The organism is Brevundimonas subvibrioides, from assembly GCF_027271155.1.
GTDB classification, from domain to species: Bacteria; Pseudomonadota; Alphaproteobacteria; order Caulobacterales; family Caulobacteraceae; genus Brevundimonas; species Brevundimonas subvibrioides_D.
Map to the genome: position 1 here is coordinate 783,225 of NZ_CP114542.1, position 15,887 is coordinate 799,111.

At 67.6% G+C, this 15,887-nt stretch carries 14 protein-coding genes; 4 read left to right on the forward strand and 10 right to left on the reverse strand.

The window, feature by feature from the left end; genetic code table 11:
• Positions 1–39: 39 nt before the first annotated feature.
• The 3 genes from queG to O3139_RS03905 are packed head-to-tail and all read right to left on the reverse strand — an operon-like array spanning position 40 to position 2,862.
• Positions 40–1,158 carry a tRNA epoxyqueuosine(34) reductase QueG gene (gene queG, locus O3139_RS03895; protein ID WP_269515612.1) on the reverse strand — a complete coding sequence of 373 codons (1,119 nt, stop codon included), beginning with the start codon at positions 1,156–1,158 and terminating at the stop codon, positions 40–42.
• A 56-nt stretch (positions 1,159–1,214) separates the two neighbouring features.
• Positions 1,215–1,895 (reverse strand): glutathione S-transferase family protein, encoded by a 681-nt coding sequence (locus O3139_RS03900; RefSeq protein WP_269515613.1) that lies wholly within the window; start codon positions 1,893–1,895, stop codon positions 1,215–1,217.
• 46 nt (positions 1,896–1,941) lie between these two features.
• On the reverse strand, positions 1,942–2,862 hold the full coding sequence (locus O3139_RS03905) for a cation diffusion facilitator family transporter (RefSeq protein WP_269515614.1): 921 nt from the start codon (positions 2,860–2,862) through the stop codon (positions 1,942–1,944).
• Positions 2,863–2,986: 124 nt separating this feature from the next.
• Between O3139_RS03905 and O3139_RS03910 the strand changes: the two genes are divergently transcribed.
• Genes O3139_RS03910 through O3139_RS03920 form a run of 3 tightly spaced genes read left to right on the forward strand, consistent with a single transcriptional unit; the run spans position 2,987 to position 5,376 of the window.
• The gene (locus tag O3139_RS03910) at positions 2,987–4,183 is read left to right on the forward strand and encodes a citrate/2-methylcitrate synthase (protein WP_269515615.1); all 1,197 of its coding nucleotides are present in this window, start codon (positions 2,987–2,989) and stop codon (positions 4,181–4,183) included.
• 25 nt (positions 4,184–4,208) lie between these two features.
• Positions 4,209–5,018, forward strand: a complete 810-nt coding sequence (locus O3139_RS03915; RefSeq protein ID WP_269515616.1) for an undecaprenyl-diphosphate phosphatase — start codon at positions 4,209–4,211, stop codon at positions 5,016–5,018.
• A 37-nt stretch (positions 5,019–5,055) separates the two neighbouring features.
• Positions 5,056–5,376 (forward strand): Mpo1-like protein, encoded by a 321-nt coding sequence (locus O3139_RS03920; protein WP_269515617.1) that lies wholly within the window; start codon positions 5,056–5,058, stop codon positions 5,374–5,376.
• On the opposite strand, the gene O3139_RS03925 is transcribed toward O3139_RS03920, so the two are convergent.
• The 4 genes from O3139_RS03925 to O3139_RS03940 form a co-directional block, all read right to left on the reverse strand.
• Positions 5,373–5,933, reverse strand: coding sequence for a hypothetical protein (locus tag O3139_RS03925; protein ID WP_269515618.1), 561 nt, complete (start codon positions 5,931–5,933; stop codon positions 5,373–5,375). The two genes, O3139_RS03920 and O3139_RS03925, sit on opposite strands and share 4 nt — an antisense overlap.
• Before the next feature lie 14 nt (positions 5,934–5,947).
• On the reverse strand, positions 5,948–7,417 hold the full coding sequence (locus tag O3139_RS03930) for a S41 family peptidase (RefSeq protein WP_269515619.1): 1,470 nt from the start codon (positions 7,415–7,417) through the stop codon (positions 5,948–5,950).
• Between the two features lie 38 nt (positions 7,418–7,455).
• Positions 7,456–8,610, reverse strand: a complete 1,155-nt coding sequence (locus tag O3139_RS03935; protein ID WP_269515620.1) for an AraC family transcriptional regulator — start codon at positions 8,608–8,610, stop codon at positions 7,456–7,458.
• A gap of 70 nt (positions 8,611–8,680) precedes the next feature.
• Positions 8,681–9,244 carry a 3D domain-containing protein gene (locus O3139_RS03940; protein WP_269515622.1) on the reverse strand — a complete coding sequence of 188 codons (564 nt, stop codon included), beginning with the start codon at positions 9,242–9,244 and terminating at the stop codon, positions 8,681–8,683.
• A 222-nt stretch (positions 9,245–9,466) separates the two neighbouring features.
• Here O3139_RS03940 and O3139_RS03945 point away from each other — a divergent pair, with 222 nt between their 5' ends.
• Positions 9,467–10,054 (forward strand): glutathione S-transferase family protein, encoded by a 588-nt coding sequence (locus O3139_RS03945; RefSeq protein ID WP_269515623.1) that lies wholly within the window; start codon positions 9,467–9,469, stop codon positions 10,052–10,054.
• Here O3139_RS03945 and O3139_RS03950 read toward each other — a convergent pair.
• The 3 genes from O3139_RS03950 to O3139_RS03960 all read right to left on the reverse strand — a co-directional run bounded on the left by O3139_RS03950 (position 10,051) and on the right by O3139_RS03960 (position 15,871).
• Positions 10,051–13,629 carry a M1 family aminopeptidase gene (locus tag O3139_RS03950; RefSeq protein WP_269515624.1) on the reverse strand — a complete coding sequence of 1,193 codons (3,579 nt, stop codon included), beginning with the start codon at positions 13,627–13,629 and terminating at the stop codon, positions 10,051–10,053. The two genes, O3139_RS03945 and O3139_RS03950, sit on opposite strands and share 4 nt — an antisense overlap.
• A gap of 4 nt (positions 13,630–13,633) precedes the next feature.
• Complete coding sequence (locus O3139_RS03955; protein WP_269515625.1) at positions 13,634–14,515, reverse strand: ABC transporter ATP-binding protein; 882 nt, start codon at positions 14,513–14,515, stop codon at positions 13,634–13,636.
• Between the two features lie 102 nt (positions 14,516–14,617).
• Entirely contained in the window at positions 14,618–15,871 is a 1,254-nt protein-coding gene (locus O3139_RS03960; protein ID WP_269515626.1) for an ammonium transporter, read from the reverse strand.
• Between the last annotated feature and the right edge of the window lie 16 nt (positions 15,872–15,887).

Below are 15,887 nucleotides of genomic sequence, written 5' to 3' on the forward strand. Positions count from 1 at the left end.
GCTGATCGGCTGAGGGGGAATCGCCTCTGCTTCCAATGATCATGCTTCGGACCCGGCCCATTCGGCCAGAACCTCCGCATCGGTTTCCCCTGACTGCCTGTCGTCCCGCAAGGCGGCAAAGGCCGGGCCGTCCAGCAGACGCGACAGGGCCCAGACCGCAGCCCCCCGGACGAGCGGCGAGGCATCGCTCGTGAGGGTCGAGGCCACGCCGACCAGGCCCGCGTCGCCGCTGTTGCCGATGGCATAGAGGACGTTGCGCACGAACCGGTCGCGACCGATCCGCCTGATCGGGCTCTTCGGGAACAGGGCGCGGAACGCCCCGTCGTCCAGCGAGGCGAGGTCCCCGAGACGGGGCGTGATCGAGGCCTCACGGGCCAGGAAGCGGGCCTCGCGGGCCCCTTGCGCGAACTTGTTCCACGGACAGACCGCCAGGCAGTCGTCGCAGCCGTAGATGCGCGAGCCGGTCAGGGGGCGGAACTCCACCGGCCACGGCCCCGCGTGCTCTATGGTCAGATACGACAGGCATCGCCGGGCATCCAGCTGGAAGGGCGCGGGAAAGGCGTTGGTCGGGCAGGCGTCGAGACAGGCGGTGCAGGTGCCGCAGTGTTCCGTTTCCTCGCTGTCGGGCGTGATCTCCGCGGCCGTCAGGATGACTCCCAGGAACAACCAGTTGCCGTGGTCGCGGCTGAGCAGATTGGTGTGCTTGCCCTGCCATCCCAGGCCTGCGCGCTGGGCCAGGGGCTTTTCCATCAGGGGGGCGGTGTCGACGAAGACCTTGACGTCGGCCTTGAGGCGGGCCGCGACCTGCCCCGCGAGGGTCTTCAGCCGCCCCTTGATGACCTCGTGATAGTCGTCGCCGCGCGCATAGACCGAAATGTATCCGGCGCTGCGATCCGCCATCTCCGGCAGGGGATCCTCGTCGGGACCATAGTTCATGCCCAGCACGATGGCGGTGCGCGCGCCGGGCCACATCGACGTCGGATGAGAGCGGCGTTCGAGGGTCGTTTCCATCCAGCCCATGTCGCCGTGCCGGCCGGCCTCGACGAAATGGGCGAGCCGCTCGCCCGCCGACCATGGCTCCGCCGCCGAGGCGAAGCGGCAGATCGAGAAGCCGAGATCGGCCGCCTGGGTGCGGAGCAGGTCGCGGAGGTCGGGCATCGGGGGTGGTTTAGCCCCTCCCTCTCCGGTCGGGGAGGGCGAAGCCCGAATCGCCCTCAGAAATCGAGGTCCGCATAGTGCGCTGCCGGGGCCAGACCCTGGAAGCGGTCGGCCAGCAGCGGGCGGAAGCAGGGCCGGGACTTGAACTTCATGTACCAGGTCTTCAGTCCCGGCCAGGACGCCCAGGCGATCTCGCCAAAATAGTCGAGCGTCGACAGATGGGCCGCGGCGATGATGTCGGCCTGGCTCAGGCGTCGACCGGCGAGCCAGTCGCGCTGGGCCAGCAGAGCCTCGAACACGCCCAGATGATGCTTCAGCGCCTCGCGGCCTTCGCGCAGCATCCGGGCTTCAGGCGGGCCGAGGCGCAGCAGGGGCTTTTCCATACGCTCGTGCAGCAGAACCGCATTGACCTCATCGGTGAAGCGCCGGTCGAACCAGGCGGTCAGGCGACGCGTCTCGGCGCGCTCGGCCGCGTCCGACGACATCAGCAGCGGCATCGTCTGGGCGTCCTCGATCCAGCCCAGGATGGCGGGAGCCTCGCACAGGGTGAGGGACGGCGAGCCCTCAACCTGCAGCACCGGGGGCATGCCAGACGGGTTCAGATCGCCAACCGGGCAGTCGGCCTCCCAGGGGCGGACCAGAACCTCGGTCCATTCGATCCGCGCCTCGCCCAGCGCCAGGCGAGCGGTGCGCGAGCCGGGGTCGAAAGGGAAATGGAACAGGACGTTCGCTGACATGCGCCTGACCTGCACCGCCGCCCGTTAAATCCGCGTTTACGCTGAGTCAGCCCCAGGGGGACGACGGCACAGACGGCCGGGCCCCCCGCGGATCGGCGTGGATCAGAACCTCGGCATCCGGGAAGGCGGCGGTCACGCGCCGCTCGGCCTCCACCACGATCGTGTGGGCGGCTTCGAACGACAGGGTCGGGTCGAGATCGATATGCATCTGGGCCAGCAGGCGGGTGCCCGACCTGCGGGTGCGCAACTGGTGGACACCCTCCACCCGGGGATCGTCCAGCACAGCCCTGGTCAGCGCCATGCGGTCAGCGTCGGAGACCTCGGCGTCAAGAAGCTGATTTCCGGCCTGCCTGAGCACACCCAGCGCGCCCCAGAACAGCCAGACGGCGACCACCAGACCCGCGGCCGCATCGAGGCCGGGCGCTCTCAGATAGGCGCCCGACACCACGCCGACCAGCACGACGACGCTGGAGGCGAGGTCGGCCGCATAGTGGGCGCGGTCGGCGGAGACGGCCAGGGACCCCGAAGCCTTCAGGGCCCGGGTCTGAAGCCAGACCAGCCCGCCGGTCAGGGCCATGGAGATCAGGACGACGCCCACGGCCCAGACTCCCCCCGAGACGGGATAGGGGTCGAAGATGCGCCGGAGCGCTTCCCAGCCGATGAAGGCGGCCGAGGCGAACACGAGGCCCGCCTGGACAAGTGCGGCCATCGCTTCCGCCTTTCCATGGCCATGGCGATGGGTGGCGTCGTTCGGACGCGCGGCCCAGCGCACGGCATAGAAGGTGGCCAGCGACGCGATCAGATCGAGCGCCGAATCCGCCAGCGACGCCAGAATCGACACCGAGCCCGAAGCGCCGAGGGCAAAGGCCTTCAGCGCGATCAGAACGACGGCGACCCCGACGGATACGGCCGTGATCTGGCGGGTCGTCAGGACGGCAAAGACGGGGCGGGCGACGGGGGAGGTCATTGCCCGTCTTGTCGCCTATCGCCTGCCGGTTGCCAAGGACGCCGGTCGTCGCGGAACCGTGTTAGGAGACCAGTCATCAAACCGCCTCATGGTGCGGATCAGACTGGTTAATCGGCGGGGGACGATGGCGATGATGCCGGCGGCGGACGAACGGATCGGGGAGGCGGGGGGTCGGTGGATTCCGCGCGCCGAGGTCCTGTCGATGCTGGGGGTCAAGACCCAGACCCTCTATGCCTACGTCAGCCGTGGCCGGATCACCGCCCGGCCTGACCCCAGCGATCCCCGCAGGAGTCTGTATGCCGCCGCCGACGTCGCCCGCCTGAAGGGCAGCTCGGGTGGGGAGGTCGCGGGCCAGGTCCTGCCCTTCGAACCTGCCGTCAAGGGTGAGGCGGTCATCCAGTCCTGCGTCAGCCTGGCGACCGACGGACGCATCTATTATCGCGGACGGGATGCGACGGAGTGGGCGCAAGGCGCGACGGTCGAGGAGACGGCGCGGCTGCTCTGGGGATGTGGCGACCACAATCCGTTTGCGGGTCTCGGCGTCCGGGTCGACGGCGCCAGCGGAGCGTCGCCCCGCGCACGCCTGTTCGCCGCCCTGTCGCGGCGCGCCGAAGAGGATGAGCCGTCGCCGGGACGCGACGTCGCAAGCCTGCAACGGGAGGCGGCTACGGCTCTGAACGAGGTCGTCGACGCCATGGCCGGGCCGGGGCCCCGTCTGTTCTTTCACCAGCGGCTCGCGCGGGGCTGGAAGATGCTGGAGCGCGACAGCGTTCACCTGAAGCGCGCCCTGGTGCTGGCGGCCGATCATGATCTGAACCCGGCGGTGCTGGCCACGCGGGCAGCGGCGTCGGGCGGTGCGTCACCGGCCGGGGCCGCCATGGCCGGTCTGGCGGCCCTGTCCGCCTCGCCGATGGCGCGGACGCTGAAGGCCGTCATCACCTATGTCATCGAGGCCCGCCGCGACCCCGCCGGGGCGGCGCGCCGGCACATGGAGGCCTCGGGAGCGATCCCGGGCTTTGGCAGCGAGAGCTTTCCACTGGGTGATCCACGGGCCGATGCGCTTCTGGCCCTGGCCGATCTCCCCCCCGATCTGACGGCGGTTCTGCGGGAGGGCGAGGCGGCAAGCGGATCGCGTGCCGGGTTCGCGCTCGCCCTGGCCGTCCTGGCGCGTCGGCTCGACCTGCCGCGCGAAGGGGCGCTGGACATGTTCCTGGTCGGGCGACTGACCGGGTTGATGGCCCATGCGCTGGATCAGATCACCGACGGCTCGCCTATCCGGGCGCGCCTGCGCTATGTGGGGCCGAGGCCGGGAGCGGAGTGACCCCGGAGCGACTTTCGGGGATTTCATGTCTGACTGGCTGGCGGCGATCATTCTGGGCCTCGTCGAGGGGCTGACCGAGTTCATCCCGGTCTCGTCCACCGGCCACCTGCTGCTGGCCAAGAGCGTGCTGAAGCTGGCCGACGAGCCGTGGGACACCTTCATCGTCATGATCCAGCTGGGGGCGATCCTGGCGGTCGTGGCCCTGTATTTCGGACGGCTGTGGAAGGTGTTGATCGGCCTGCCGGGCAAGGATCCGTCCGCTCGCCGGTTCGCATACTCGGTCCTGCTGGCCTTCTTTCCGTCGGCGCTGCTGGGCCTGCTGATCCACGACTTCATCAAGGCGGTGCTGTTCAATCCGACCATCGTCTGCGTCAGCCTGATCGTCGGCGGATTTGCCCTGATCGCCCTGGAGCGTTGGGCCCCCCGGCCGCGCGAGCACGACGCCATGACCTTCTCGCTGAAGACGGCCCTGGGCGTGGGCCTGTTCCAGTGTCTGTCCATCATTCCCGGGGTCTCACGGTCCGGGGCCACCATCGTCGGGGGCCTGCTGCTGGGCGTCGACAAGCGGGCGGCGGCGGAGTTCTCCTTCTTCCTGGCCATTCCGACCATGGTCGGAGCCTTCGCCCTGGATTTCTGGGAGAGCCGCGATCTGCTGACCGGCGATGCGATCCAGCTGATCGGCATCGGCTTTGTGGTGTCCTTCGTCAGTGGCCTGTTCGTGGTTCGGACCATGCTGGATTTCGTGACCCGGCATGGCTTCACCCCCTTCGCCTGGTGGCGGATCGCCGTCGGGGTGATCGGACTGTGCCTGCTCTGGACAGGTGTCCTGGCCTGACTTGTCAGGAGCGGGCTTTCGGAGGAACCTGAGCGCCATGACCCACGCCCCCGCGCCCGGTGACCGATATGCCTCGTTCGAGGCCTTCTATCCGTACTACATCCACGAACACTCCAACCGGACCTGCCGGCGCATCCACATCGTGGGCTCGGCGCTGGTGATCGTGGCCGCGCTGCTGGGCCTGTTCGTGAACGCCTGGTGGTTTCTGGCCATGCCGCTGGTGGGCTACGGCTTTGCCTGGGTCGGGCATTTCTTCTTCGAGAAGAACCGGCCCGCCACCTTCCAGTACCCGCTGTGGAGCCTGATGGGCGACTGGCGGATGTTCTTCGAGACCATCAGCGGCAAGCGGAAGTTCTAGTCACCCGTCCGCGTCAGGCGCGTCTGGTTGCGGAAGCGCCAGGCGGTGTCGTCGGCGCCGACGGGGCGGACCTCCTTGACCTCCAGCAGGCTATCGCCGTCGCGCGTCTCGGTGACGCGGATATCGGCGGGCTGGTCATCGTCCTCGCCCGTTTCCGAATAGATCAGGGTCCATCGGGTGGCGTCGGTAAAGGCCGCGACACGGACGGTCCCGGTCGACAATTCCGGCGGGGTACCCGCGCGGAAGCTGGCCGACGTCGAGGTCCCGGCCGCGCGATCGTCCAGGCTGACGGTGGTGATCCAGACCGGCTTGTCGGGACCGTCGTCGAACAGGGACTGGCGCACCTGGGTCGCGCCGTCGCCGGGCGTCGTGATGGTGGTGGTGACGGGAATCTCGAACAGCTGGTCGGTCTGGTAGTCCCGGTAGCCGAGCGCGCCGGACCATTGGCCGGCCAGCCCGAGGCGGAGATCGGTGGCGGTCGGCTGGCCTTGCGCCAGGGCCGCACAGGGCATGATGACGAGCAGGGCCAGGGCGGTGGCCAGCAGGCGAAGGGTCATGACGGGGCTCCCGATCAGGCGGAAAGGATGTGGGCGGTGGCGGCGGCCATCTGGGGGTCGGTTCCGGCGGCGATGTCGGCCACGGTCGTCGGGACCAGCAGGTCGGGCGCGATCCCGGCGTCGGGCTGGGGCGTCTCCGGGAAGGAGGCGATCAGCGGCAGGTCGACCTCGATGCGCGAGGCGGGCAGCCGCAGGAAGCAGAAGGCACCGCCGTTGATGCCTCGCCGGTTTCCGCCGGTCGATGTGCCGACCAGGGTCGCGGTTCGGCTTTCCTGAACCGACTGGGCGAAGCCGAAGGTGGCCGAGGAATTGGACGCGTCGCACAGCACGGCGACCGGTCCGGCGAAGCGGCGGCCGGTGGGGCGGATCCGCGTCGCCACCTCGCCGTCGTCGTAGCGGGTCAGGCGATAGAAGCCCGGCCGGTCGGCATCGGGAACCGCCTGGCCGCCCCAGTCCAGGAACGACCGGTCCCAGGTGTCGAGGTAGGGGTGCAGGGCCTGGGGTGCGCTCCGGTAGCGGACGAAACGCTGGTTGCGAGACAGGGCGAAATCGCGCGTGACGAGGCGGCTCAGGATGACATTGCCGCAGTCTTCACCGCCCTCGTTGCCGCGCAGGTCGACGATCAGCCCCCTGGCCCCGTCGCCGGTCAGGTCGTCCATCACGCCGCCCAGCCAGGTCTGCCAGTCGAAGGTTGAGTTGTAGAGCGCCCAGCCGGGCATGGTCAGGCGGGCAATGCCGTCTGCGCCCTTGTCCAGTGTCCATGGGTTGGCGTCGCCGGACGGCTGTGTGGCGGAGGGGGCCCCGGCCTGGCGCTCGGCCAGGGTCAGCAGGGTGGCCATGACCACCGGCCCGTCAGCCAGGGTGAAGGCGGCCCGGTCGACAAGGCCGGGAAGGACGAGCGGCAGGTGGATGTCCGGCGTTTCGAATTCGTCGTCGCCGCGCACCTCCATCAGGCTGATGCGCTTGGCATCGTTATGGCCGTCGGCGCGGGCCAGGGGGATCAGGCGGGCGAGGATGTCGGGTGCCGGCACCCCGTTGATGGCCGTGACGCGGGTGCCGCGCGGGAAGGCCTCTTCGCCGGATTGGTCCGCTGTCACGACCATCTGCCCGTCGATCCAGACATAACGGAACGGCACCAGCTCGCGCCCCAGGTACAGCCGGTCGCGCACGGCCGCCCCTCCATTGTAAGGGCTGGGATAGGTATGGCCGCAGCGGACCGAGGCGGTAACGCGCGTCAGGGCCAGGAACCGGTCCCGGAAGGACGCGGGTGCCTTCCATGCCGCCGACAGTCCATTCAGACGCGCGGTGATCTCATCGGGCGAGCTGTAGCGATACAGCCCCGGGTGCATCGTCTGCCAGGCCTGGCGCAGGATCTCGACATCGCCGGACCAGTCCTCGCTCACCGCATCGCCAGCGAAGGCGGGCGTGGCGGCGCAAAGGGCGAGGCCTCCGGACATCTGAAGCAGGTGGCGACGGGACAGCATGGGGAACTCCGCGAAGGACACCCCGAGCATCGCCGGGATCAGCGGACGGCGCGCCTCATTTCCGGCAGCGGTGGTCGAAAATCACGATTTGAGACGCCGCGCCGATAGCGGGACGGCGCGACGCCGTAGCGGGCCTGGAAGGCACGGTTGAAGCTGGCCTTGGAGCTGAACCCCGCATCGAACGCCAGGCTCAGCAGGTCGTCACGCGAACCGGTGTCGAGCGCGGCGGCGACCGCCTCTGCCCGGACGCCGTTGATCCAGGATGAAAAATTTACGCCCAGACCCAGGTTGATCGCGCGCGATAGCCGCCCGGTGTTGGTCGCGAGCCGCCGCGCCAGCACCGGCAGGCCGAGATCCGGCTCCGTTGCCCAGCCGGCCTGACGAAGGCGGGTGTCGAAGTCTTTCGCGATGGAGGTCCAGTCGGGGGCGACGGGCACTTCGACCGATGCGGGGTCCACAGCCGTCCCGTCCAGAACGGGAAACCGCAAGGTCGTGTGACGCCAGCCCTCTATGGCCAGATAGAGGCCGATGACGACGAGCGACAGATACAGGCCCGTCTCCTGGAAGAAGTCGATGCCGCCACTGAGCCAGTCCCACAGGGTGAAGGCGGCATACAGGAAAAGCACGGCCACCAGGGCGACGATGACCCGCGCCAGCCAGCCGGTGGCGAACCGGTCGTCGTCGCTGCGGGCCTGGGCCAGGTCGCGGCGATAGCTCTTCAGAAGACGCAGGGACCAGACGGCATAGAGGCTGAGCGAAACCAGAAGGGCCAGCTCGAACGCCGGACTGACGAACCGGGCGTGACCGCCGGTGTACCAGGTCCATTTCGCGTCGAGCGGCAGGGCGAAACAGGTCAGGGTGTAGCCGAGCTGGATCATCGGCGGCAGGAGATGCAGGGCGAACCGGGTCGGCAGGCGTCCACGCACAAGGGCGTGGGTATAGGCGAACAGCAGGGGTGGAAGCGCCAGGGTCAGGGCCAGCGGCGCGAAGGTCAGCCAGCGCCAGGCATCATAGGCACCCGCAAAGCCGATCGTATAGGGCGTCACGACTCCCGCCAGCACGATGAGGAAGGCCGTCAGCAGACGGTTCGCCAGTGCATTCGGCGTCTGGAACGCGATCGCCGCGGCGAGCAGGAGCAACTGCAGGCTGGCGAACCCGAGGATCGCCACGCGCCAGCCGAGATAGAGGGTCACACCATCCATGACCGGACATTAGGCCGGGTCGGGCGCGCATCGCAAAGCGCCACTGGACGTCGGACGGGCGTCAGTTGGACGCGGTGTTCCAGGCGGGTGGGCAGCCGTCGAAACGGCCCGCATTGGTGATGGTCAGGCGCTGCTGGTTGAAGCGCATGGCCGGCTGCATCGAGCCGCGGCCATTTCCGGTATAGAGGTCGACCCGCTCGCCCCGGATGGCACCGCCGGTGTCCGACGCATACCAGTAGCCGTCGTGCAGGCTGCCATCGGGCATCCGCATGCCGACGGTCTCGCGAATGAACACGCGCGTGCGACGGGGAATGACGCGGGGATCGCTGGCCAGGGTCCGCATCGGCACAGGGCGGCATCCCAGGGAATCGTTGCCCGTCGCTCCGCCACCGCCGGCGTGATAGAGACTGGCACGCGCGCTCCAGTCCGGATCGCGGGCCATCAGCTCGGCCTGTTCGGGGCTCAGAGCCAGATCAGCACCCGGTGCCTCGACGGAACCGTTCGCGCTCGCAGGGCTTTCCCTCACCACCGGATCGGCAGCCACGGCTGCTTCGTAGGTGATGGGATCGCCAGCCGGAAAGGCTGAGGCCCAGAGCATGGCGAACGCCGCGAGGGTGTTGAACACAGATCGAGCTCGTCGTGACGCCGGTCCCCAGACTGTACCGGCAGGGTGGCGTGTCGCCGCGTTCAATGGCGAAAATGTGGCAACGTGACTGCCTGCGACCGGCTGTCCACCGATGTGGATGGATCAGTCAGCCATTGCCTGAGATAAGCGGAACCGGGGTTGGGCAACGGCCGCAAACGCGATAGCAGTATAGGACGATCATAAATCCTTTGCTGGGGTCCGATGCTTACTGTTCATGGAGATATTCGTTCGGGCAACTGCTTGAAGGTCAAGTGGATGCTGGACGCGCTTGGCCTTGATTATCAGTGGGTCGAGGTGGACATCATGTCGGGCGGCAGCCGTACGCCGGAATTTCTCCTTTTGAATCCGTTCGGTCAGGTGCCGACGCTGGTGCTGGCGGATGGCCGGGCCCTGGCCCAGTCCAACGCGATCCTGCTGCATCTCGGCGAAGGCACGCGCTGGATCCCGGCCGACCCGTGGGAACGGGCGAAGATGTTGGAATGGCTGTTCTGGGAGCAATACAGCCACGAGCCCTATGTCGCGGTCGCACGGTTCCAGCGGGTTTATGCCGGCAAGACGGCGGCGGAGGTCGAGCCCCGCCTGATGGAGCGGGGCCATCTGGCCCTTGCGCGGATGGAGGCGGCGCTGGCGCATTCGACCTGGCTGGCGGGGGGACAGGCGGCGACGCTGGCCGATCTGGCGCTGGTCGCCTACACCCGGGTCGCGCACGAGGGCGGGTTCGACCTCGCGGCCTATCCGTCCTTGCGAGACTGGATCGGCCGCACCGAGGCGGCCTTTGCTATCGCCTAATCCATGCCCCGCACATTGTCGTCCGAGTTCCGGTCGATCCATTTGTTGTAGGGATCGACGCCCGCGAAGGTCGGCCTGGCGGTCGTGACGAATCGGAACGTCTGGGTGCCGCTGTGCAGCGCACGGCGTTCCAGAACCACGACATTGGACCGGTCGAAGGCCCCCTTGCCCGGTTCGGCGGTGAACAGGCCGATGTCGATGCTCTCGTTCAGCGGCGCTTCGGTCTCCTCGCCCTGGCCGTCGGCATAGAGCTTCCTCGCCTCCACCGTGACGGCGACGTCCCAGCGGCCGTCGGGGCGGCGCGTGGCCGTCGAGGCCGTCGTCTTCAGATCGTACAGGGTGATCTTTTCGAACAGGTCGGTGATCAGGGCCTGTTTGTCGGCCGGGGCATTGGCGCGGATCAGGGCGATCAGGTCGACCGAGCGCGGATAGGGTGCGCCCTTGAAGGCGTGGGCGCTGAGGAACTGCGACAGGGCGCGGTTCAGGTTCGCCTCGCCGATCTGGTCCTTGAGCAGATACATGACCAGCGCACCCTTGCGGTAGTGGATGTACTGCTGGTTCTCGACCCGGTTCAGCGGCAGTTCCTCGATCCGTTCGGTGCCGCGCGAGCGCAGGTAGTTGTTCAGCTCGAACTGCAGGAAGCGGCGGATCTTGTCGGGGCCGTACAGCCGCTCCATCACCATCAGGGCCGAATACTGGGCCAGGGTCTCCGACAGCAGAGTCATGCCCTGCATGTTCGCGCCCACGACCTGGTGCGCCCACCACTGGTGCCCGAACTCGTGGGCTCCGACGTAGGTGACGTAGTCGATCTTGTTCGGGTCCTTCAGGTCCGCGATGAAGCCGAGCCCCTCGGACCAGGCGAAGGTGTTGGGGAAGGACTGGGCGTAGTCGGCATAGGCCGGGAACTCGCTGATCCGCGCCTGACGGAACTGATACGGCGAGAAATTGGCCTGGTAGTAGTCCAGCGAGGTGGCCAGGGCCGTCATCATGCGGTCGACGTTCCGGCCGTGCCGGGCGTCGTGATAGACGACCATTTCCACGCCGTTGTGCATCCGCCGGGCGATCTCGTAGCGGGCCGACTGGACCGACAGGAAGTACAGCACCGGCGACTCGGTGACGAACCGGACGGTGCGTCGGCCGTCGCGGGTCACGTCGCTACGCTGATAGCCGGGGGCCAGGGGCGTCTGGTCGGCGTCGGTGGTGACGGTGACGTCGGTCGTGACCCAGTCCGCGCCGATGTAGTTCCGGCCCGTCGCGCTCATGTCTTCCAGTTTGGCCGGGCGCAGTTCTGCGGGCAGGCCGAACTTGCGACGCTTGGCCCGGTCCTGCAGCGTGCCATTCCGGTCCATGCCGATGATCGGCGCGAACTCCTGGTTGGTGACGAAGGTGCCGTTGTCGACGATCCGGGTCGTATTGCCGCCGAGCCTGAAGCCGCGCTGTTCCAGAACCGTGTCGAACGAGACCGTGCGGCGCTCGCCCGGGGCCATCGGGGTGGCGAAGCGATAGATGCGATAGCTGAACTCGGGCCACTCGCGGACCATCCGTGCGCCCTGGACGTCGAGCGCCTTGATCTCCAGATCGTCGTTCCAGCGCAGGTGCATTTCCGACAGCGGGGCCCCGGTGCGGTTCTCGATCGTATAGGTCCCGCGCGTCTCGAGCCGGGGGGCACGGGGATGCAGGTCGAGGTCCAGCTTCACGTCCACCAGCGTCGGCTGGGGCGTGGTCTCGAAGCGCAGCAGGGTCTTCTCGTAGTCGGCCTGGAGGCGTTCCTGCGACCCCTGGTTCCGGTATTCGTTCCAGACGTTGGTATTGACGTAGATGAAGCTGCCGAGGCCGATGAAGGCCACCAGGGCGACGCCGCCGATGATGCCCGCCGGTCCCATCAGACGCGAGGGCAGACGACGCAGACGGGGCAGGTAGCGGGTCTCGGTCCCCCGGCGCCAGAGGCCGTAGCCGAGCACCAGAAGGATGATAGCCGCCATGGTCCAGTAGGCGTCGGTCCAGTTGGCGAAGCCCCGGAAATCCCCCTGGCCGTTCATGTCCGACAGCGGCACGCCGATACCGGATCCGTAGCGATACAGGATGTGGTCGAAGCCCAGATTGGACATCACGAGGGTGGAGATCAGATAGACCACCATGATGGCCCAGCCGACGAACTTGTTGGGCGACAGCGACTGGACGAAGATGGCCAGCACCGCGATCAGGCCGAAGTTCACGGCCCCCGGCAGCACATACCACATCAGGTATTTGCCGAGCTCGAAGTCGTAATAGCCCTTGAACGTCTGGACGGCGACGCCGGCGACGACCCCCGCCAGCAGGATCGAGACCAGCACCAGGACCAGCGCCAGGGTCTTGGGCAGAATGAAGGTCCAGTCCGGCGTGGACGAGGCGTCGATGATCTCGTGCACCTTGCGGTCACGATCGCGCCAGACCAGCTCGCCGGAATAGTAGATCGCGACAATGATGGAGATCAGGCCGAACGCGCCCAGCAGGCCCGAGATGACCGTGCGCGTGACCAGCAGAATCGGCGCACCGTAGATCTCGCCCAGCACGAGCAGGGTGGTGGTTGCGAAGGCGAAGCCCAGCAGGATCAGTACGGCGAAGGCCGGGCTCTTGAACACCATGGCCATCTCGATGCCGGTGCGCGACGCGAGACGGCTCCAGCTCGCGGCAAGGCCCTCGGTCGGCGAGGCGAGGGGCCGGTCGACGACGCCGGGTGCGGCGGGGGCGGCGGCCAGGGCGCGCAGCTTGTCCAGCTTGCCTGCCTTCGCGCCCCGGACGGCCGGCTGATAGAGGACATAGGCCAGGGCCAGGACACCGACGCTGACCCCGATCCAGATGATCCGGTTCCACAGCAGGACGCCTTCCAGAGGGGCATTGATCGTGTTGCGCTCGATCGCGGTCCAGTAGCGGGTGACGAGGCCATAGGCCCCGGCTCCGAACGGTTCGCCCCAGGCCATGGCCGTCTCCAGCTCGGGCTTGGATCCCAGGATGCCGGAGGCCGCCAGATAGGCGATGAAGACCCCGACCACGCCGACATAGGTCGCCATCATGGACCGGGTAACCGTGGCCAAAGCAAAGAAGATCGCCGAGGTCAGGAAGACACCGGGCAGGCCGAAGACCAGGTAGGCGTAGGCGTAGTCCCACGGACGGAGCGCGCCGATGGTTTCCTTGTCCACCCATGGGGCCAGCGTGCCTGCGACGATGCCGATGGTCACACTGAGGAAGCACAGGGCGGTGGCGGCAAAGGCCCCGGCGAAGCGGCCGTACAGATATTCGAACTTGTTGATCCGGGTCGCCTGGACCATGGGCCCGAAGCCGGTCTGGACGTCGCGGACGACGACGTTGGCGACGATGGCCGTGGTCGCCAGCATGAAGAAGACCGCCATGATCCCGTTGATCGTGGCCAGGGCATAGGGGGCGTTCTTGTGGACGTTGCCGCCCGCCCCGATGGAGATGTTGTCCGACGCCGCCACAAGCCCGAAGCCCAGAAGGCCGAAGACGATGGCGATCACCCAGAAGGCCGGCTGGCGCAGCTGGTAGCGGAATTCGAAGGCAGCGACCTTGGCGAACATGGTCTTACGCCGCGACTTTGCGCGAGGCGCTGAGCGTCGAGAAATAGACGTCCTCAAGCCCGCCCGGCACCGGCTCGAAGCCTTCGCCCGGACGACGGTCGCTGAGGACGTGGATCACGGTCCTGCCGGCGAACAGCCGGGTCGAGATGACCTCGTACTTTTCGCGATGTTCGGGCAGCGCGTCCCTGTCGATGGTCTTCTTCCAGACCCGGCCATTCAGCTGTTCCATCAGCTGGGCGGGGGCCCCTTCCAGCTGGATCTTGCCACCGGCCAGAACGGCCATCTTCGGGCACAGGTCGGCGACGTCCTCGACGATATGGGTGGACAGGATGATGACGACGTTGTCGGCGATCTCGGCCAGCAGGTTCAGGAAGCGGTTGCGCTCCTCGGGGTCGAGCCCCGCCGTCGGCTCATCGACGATGATCAATTTCGGATTGCCGATCAGGGCCTGGGCGATGCCGAAGCGCTGGCGCATGCCGCCGGAAAAGCCCGCCAGGGCCTTCTTGCGCACCGACCACAGATTGGTCTGGTTCAGCAGGGTCTCGACCGTTTCCTTGCGATCCTTGCCGGACGCAATGCCCTTCAGCACCGCCATGTGATCCAGCATGTCCCAGGCCGAGACGCGCGGATAGACGCCGAAATCCTGGGGGAGATAGCCGAGGGTGCGGCGCAGCTTCTCCGGCTCCGCGATCACATCGATGCCGTCGAAGTCGATGGAGCCGGACGTCGGCGTCTGCAGGGTGGCGATCGAACGCATCAGCGTCGACTTGCCCGCGCCGTTGGGACCCAGCAGGCCAAACATGCCGTTCGGCACCGTCAGGGAGACGTCGTCGAGGGCCCGCGTCCCGTTGCCATAGACGTGAACCAGATTCTTGATCGTAAGCATGATGGCACCCCTGTCAGTCAAGCAAGCTTGTCACCCGGCAACGGGCGCGGCAAGTTACAGAAGCGTAAGAATCCTTTTCCCTTTTCGGGAGAAGGAAGTGGATCAGTGGAGGCTCTCGCCGTGCTGGGAGTAGTCGAGGCCCTCGACCTCGCCGTCTCGTGGCACGCGCAGGCCGGTCGTGAACCTGCAGATCATCAGCACCAGGAAGGTCCCCGCCGCGCTCCAGGCGATGACGGCGGCGAGCCCGACGATCTGTTTGACCACATCCGCTCCCTCGGCCACGCCATTGACGGCGGTGGTGGCGAAGAGGCCGGTCAGGATGGCGCCGACGATGCCGCCGACGCCGTGGATGCCGAAGGCGTCGAGGCTGTCGTCATACTTCAGGGCGTGCTTCAGCCAGACCGCCCCCGCGTAGCAGGCCGGACCGCCGATCAGGCCGATCAGGAAGGCCCCCTTGGGATCGACGAAGCCGGCTGCCGGGGTGATGGCGACCAGGCCGCCGACGATGCCGGACAGTAGCCCCAGCAGGGTCGGGCGCTTTTTCTCGATCCACTCGATGGTCATCCAGCCCAGAGCGGCGGCGGCGGGCGCGATGAGGGTGTTCAGGGCGGCGACCGAAGCGATGCCGTCGGCGGCCCAGGCGCTGCCCGCATTGAAGCCCAGCCAGCCGACGAACAGCAGGCCCGTGCCGATGGCGGTGTAGGCGAGGTTGGCCGGCGCCATGTTGTCTCGCCCGAAGCCGTGGCGCGGGCCGAGCACGAGGGCGCAGACGAGGCCGGCCACGCCCGCATTGACGTGGACGACCGCGCCGCCGGCGAAGTCCAGCACGCCCCACGACCCCAGGTAGCCCCCGCCCCAGACCTGGTGACAGATCGGCGCATAGACGATCAGGTGCCACAGGCCGAAAAACAGCAGGGACGCCGAGAACTTCATCCGCTCGGCGAAGGCCCCGGCGATCAGGGCCGGGGTGATGATGGCGAAGGTCAGCTGATAGGCGATCCAGAGATATTCCGGCAGGCCGGGGGCCAGGCTGTGGGCCGTGTCGATGCGGACGCCGTCGAGGAACAGGGCCTGCAAGCCGCCGATGAAGGGGTTGGTCGCGTCGCCCGAGGTGCCGAACGAGAGGCTGTAGCCGACGATGAACCACAGCACCGTCACCACCATCAGGGCGGCCGTCGACGAGGCGATGGTGGCGATGATGTTCTTCTTCCTGACCATGCCGCCGTAGAAGAGCGCCAGTCCCGGCAGGGTCATCATCAGCACGAAGGCGGTGGAGACGAGGATCCACGCCGTGCCCGCCCCGTCGAGGACGAGCGGCGCCTGATGGGCGAGGAGGTCAGGCGTGGGGAGCGTCATCGGCGGGGAGGCCTCA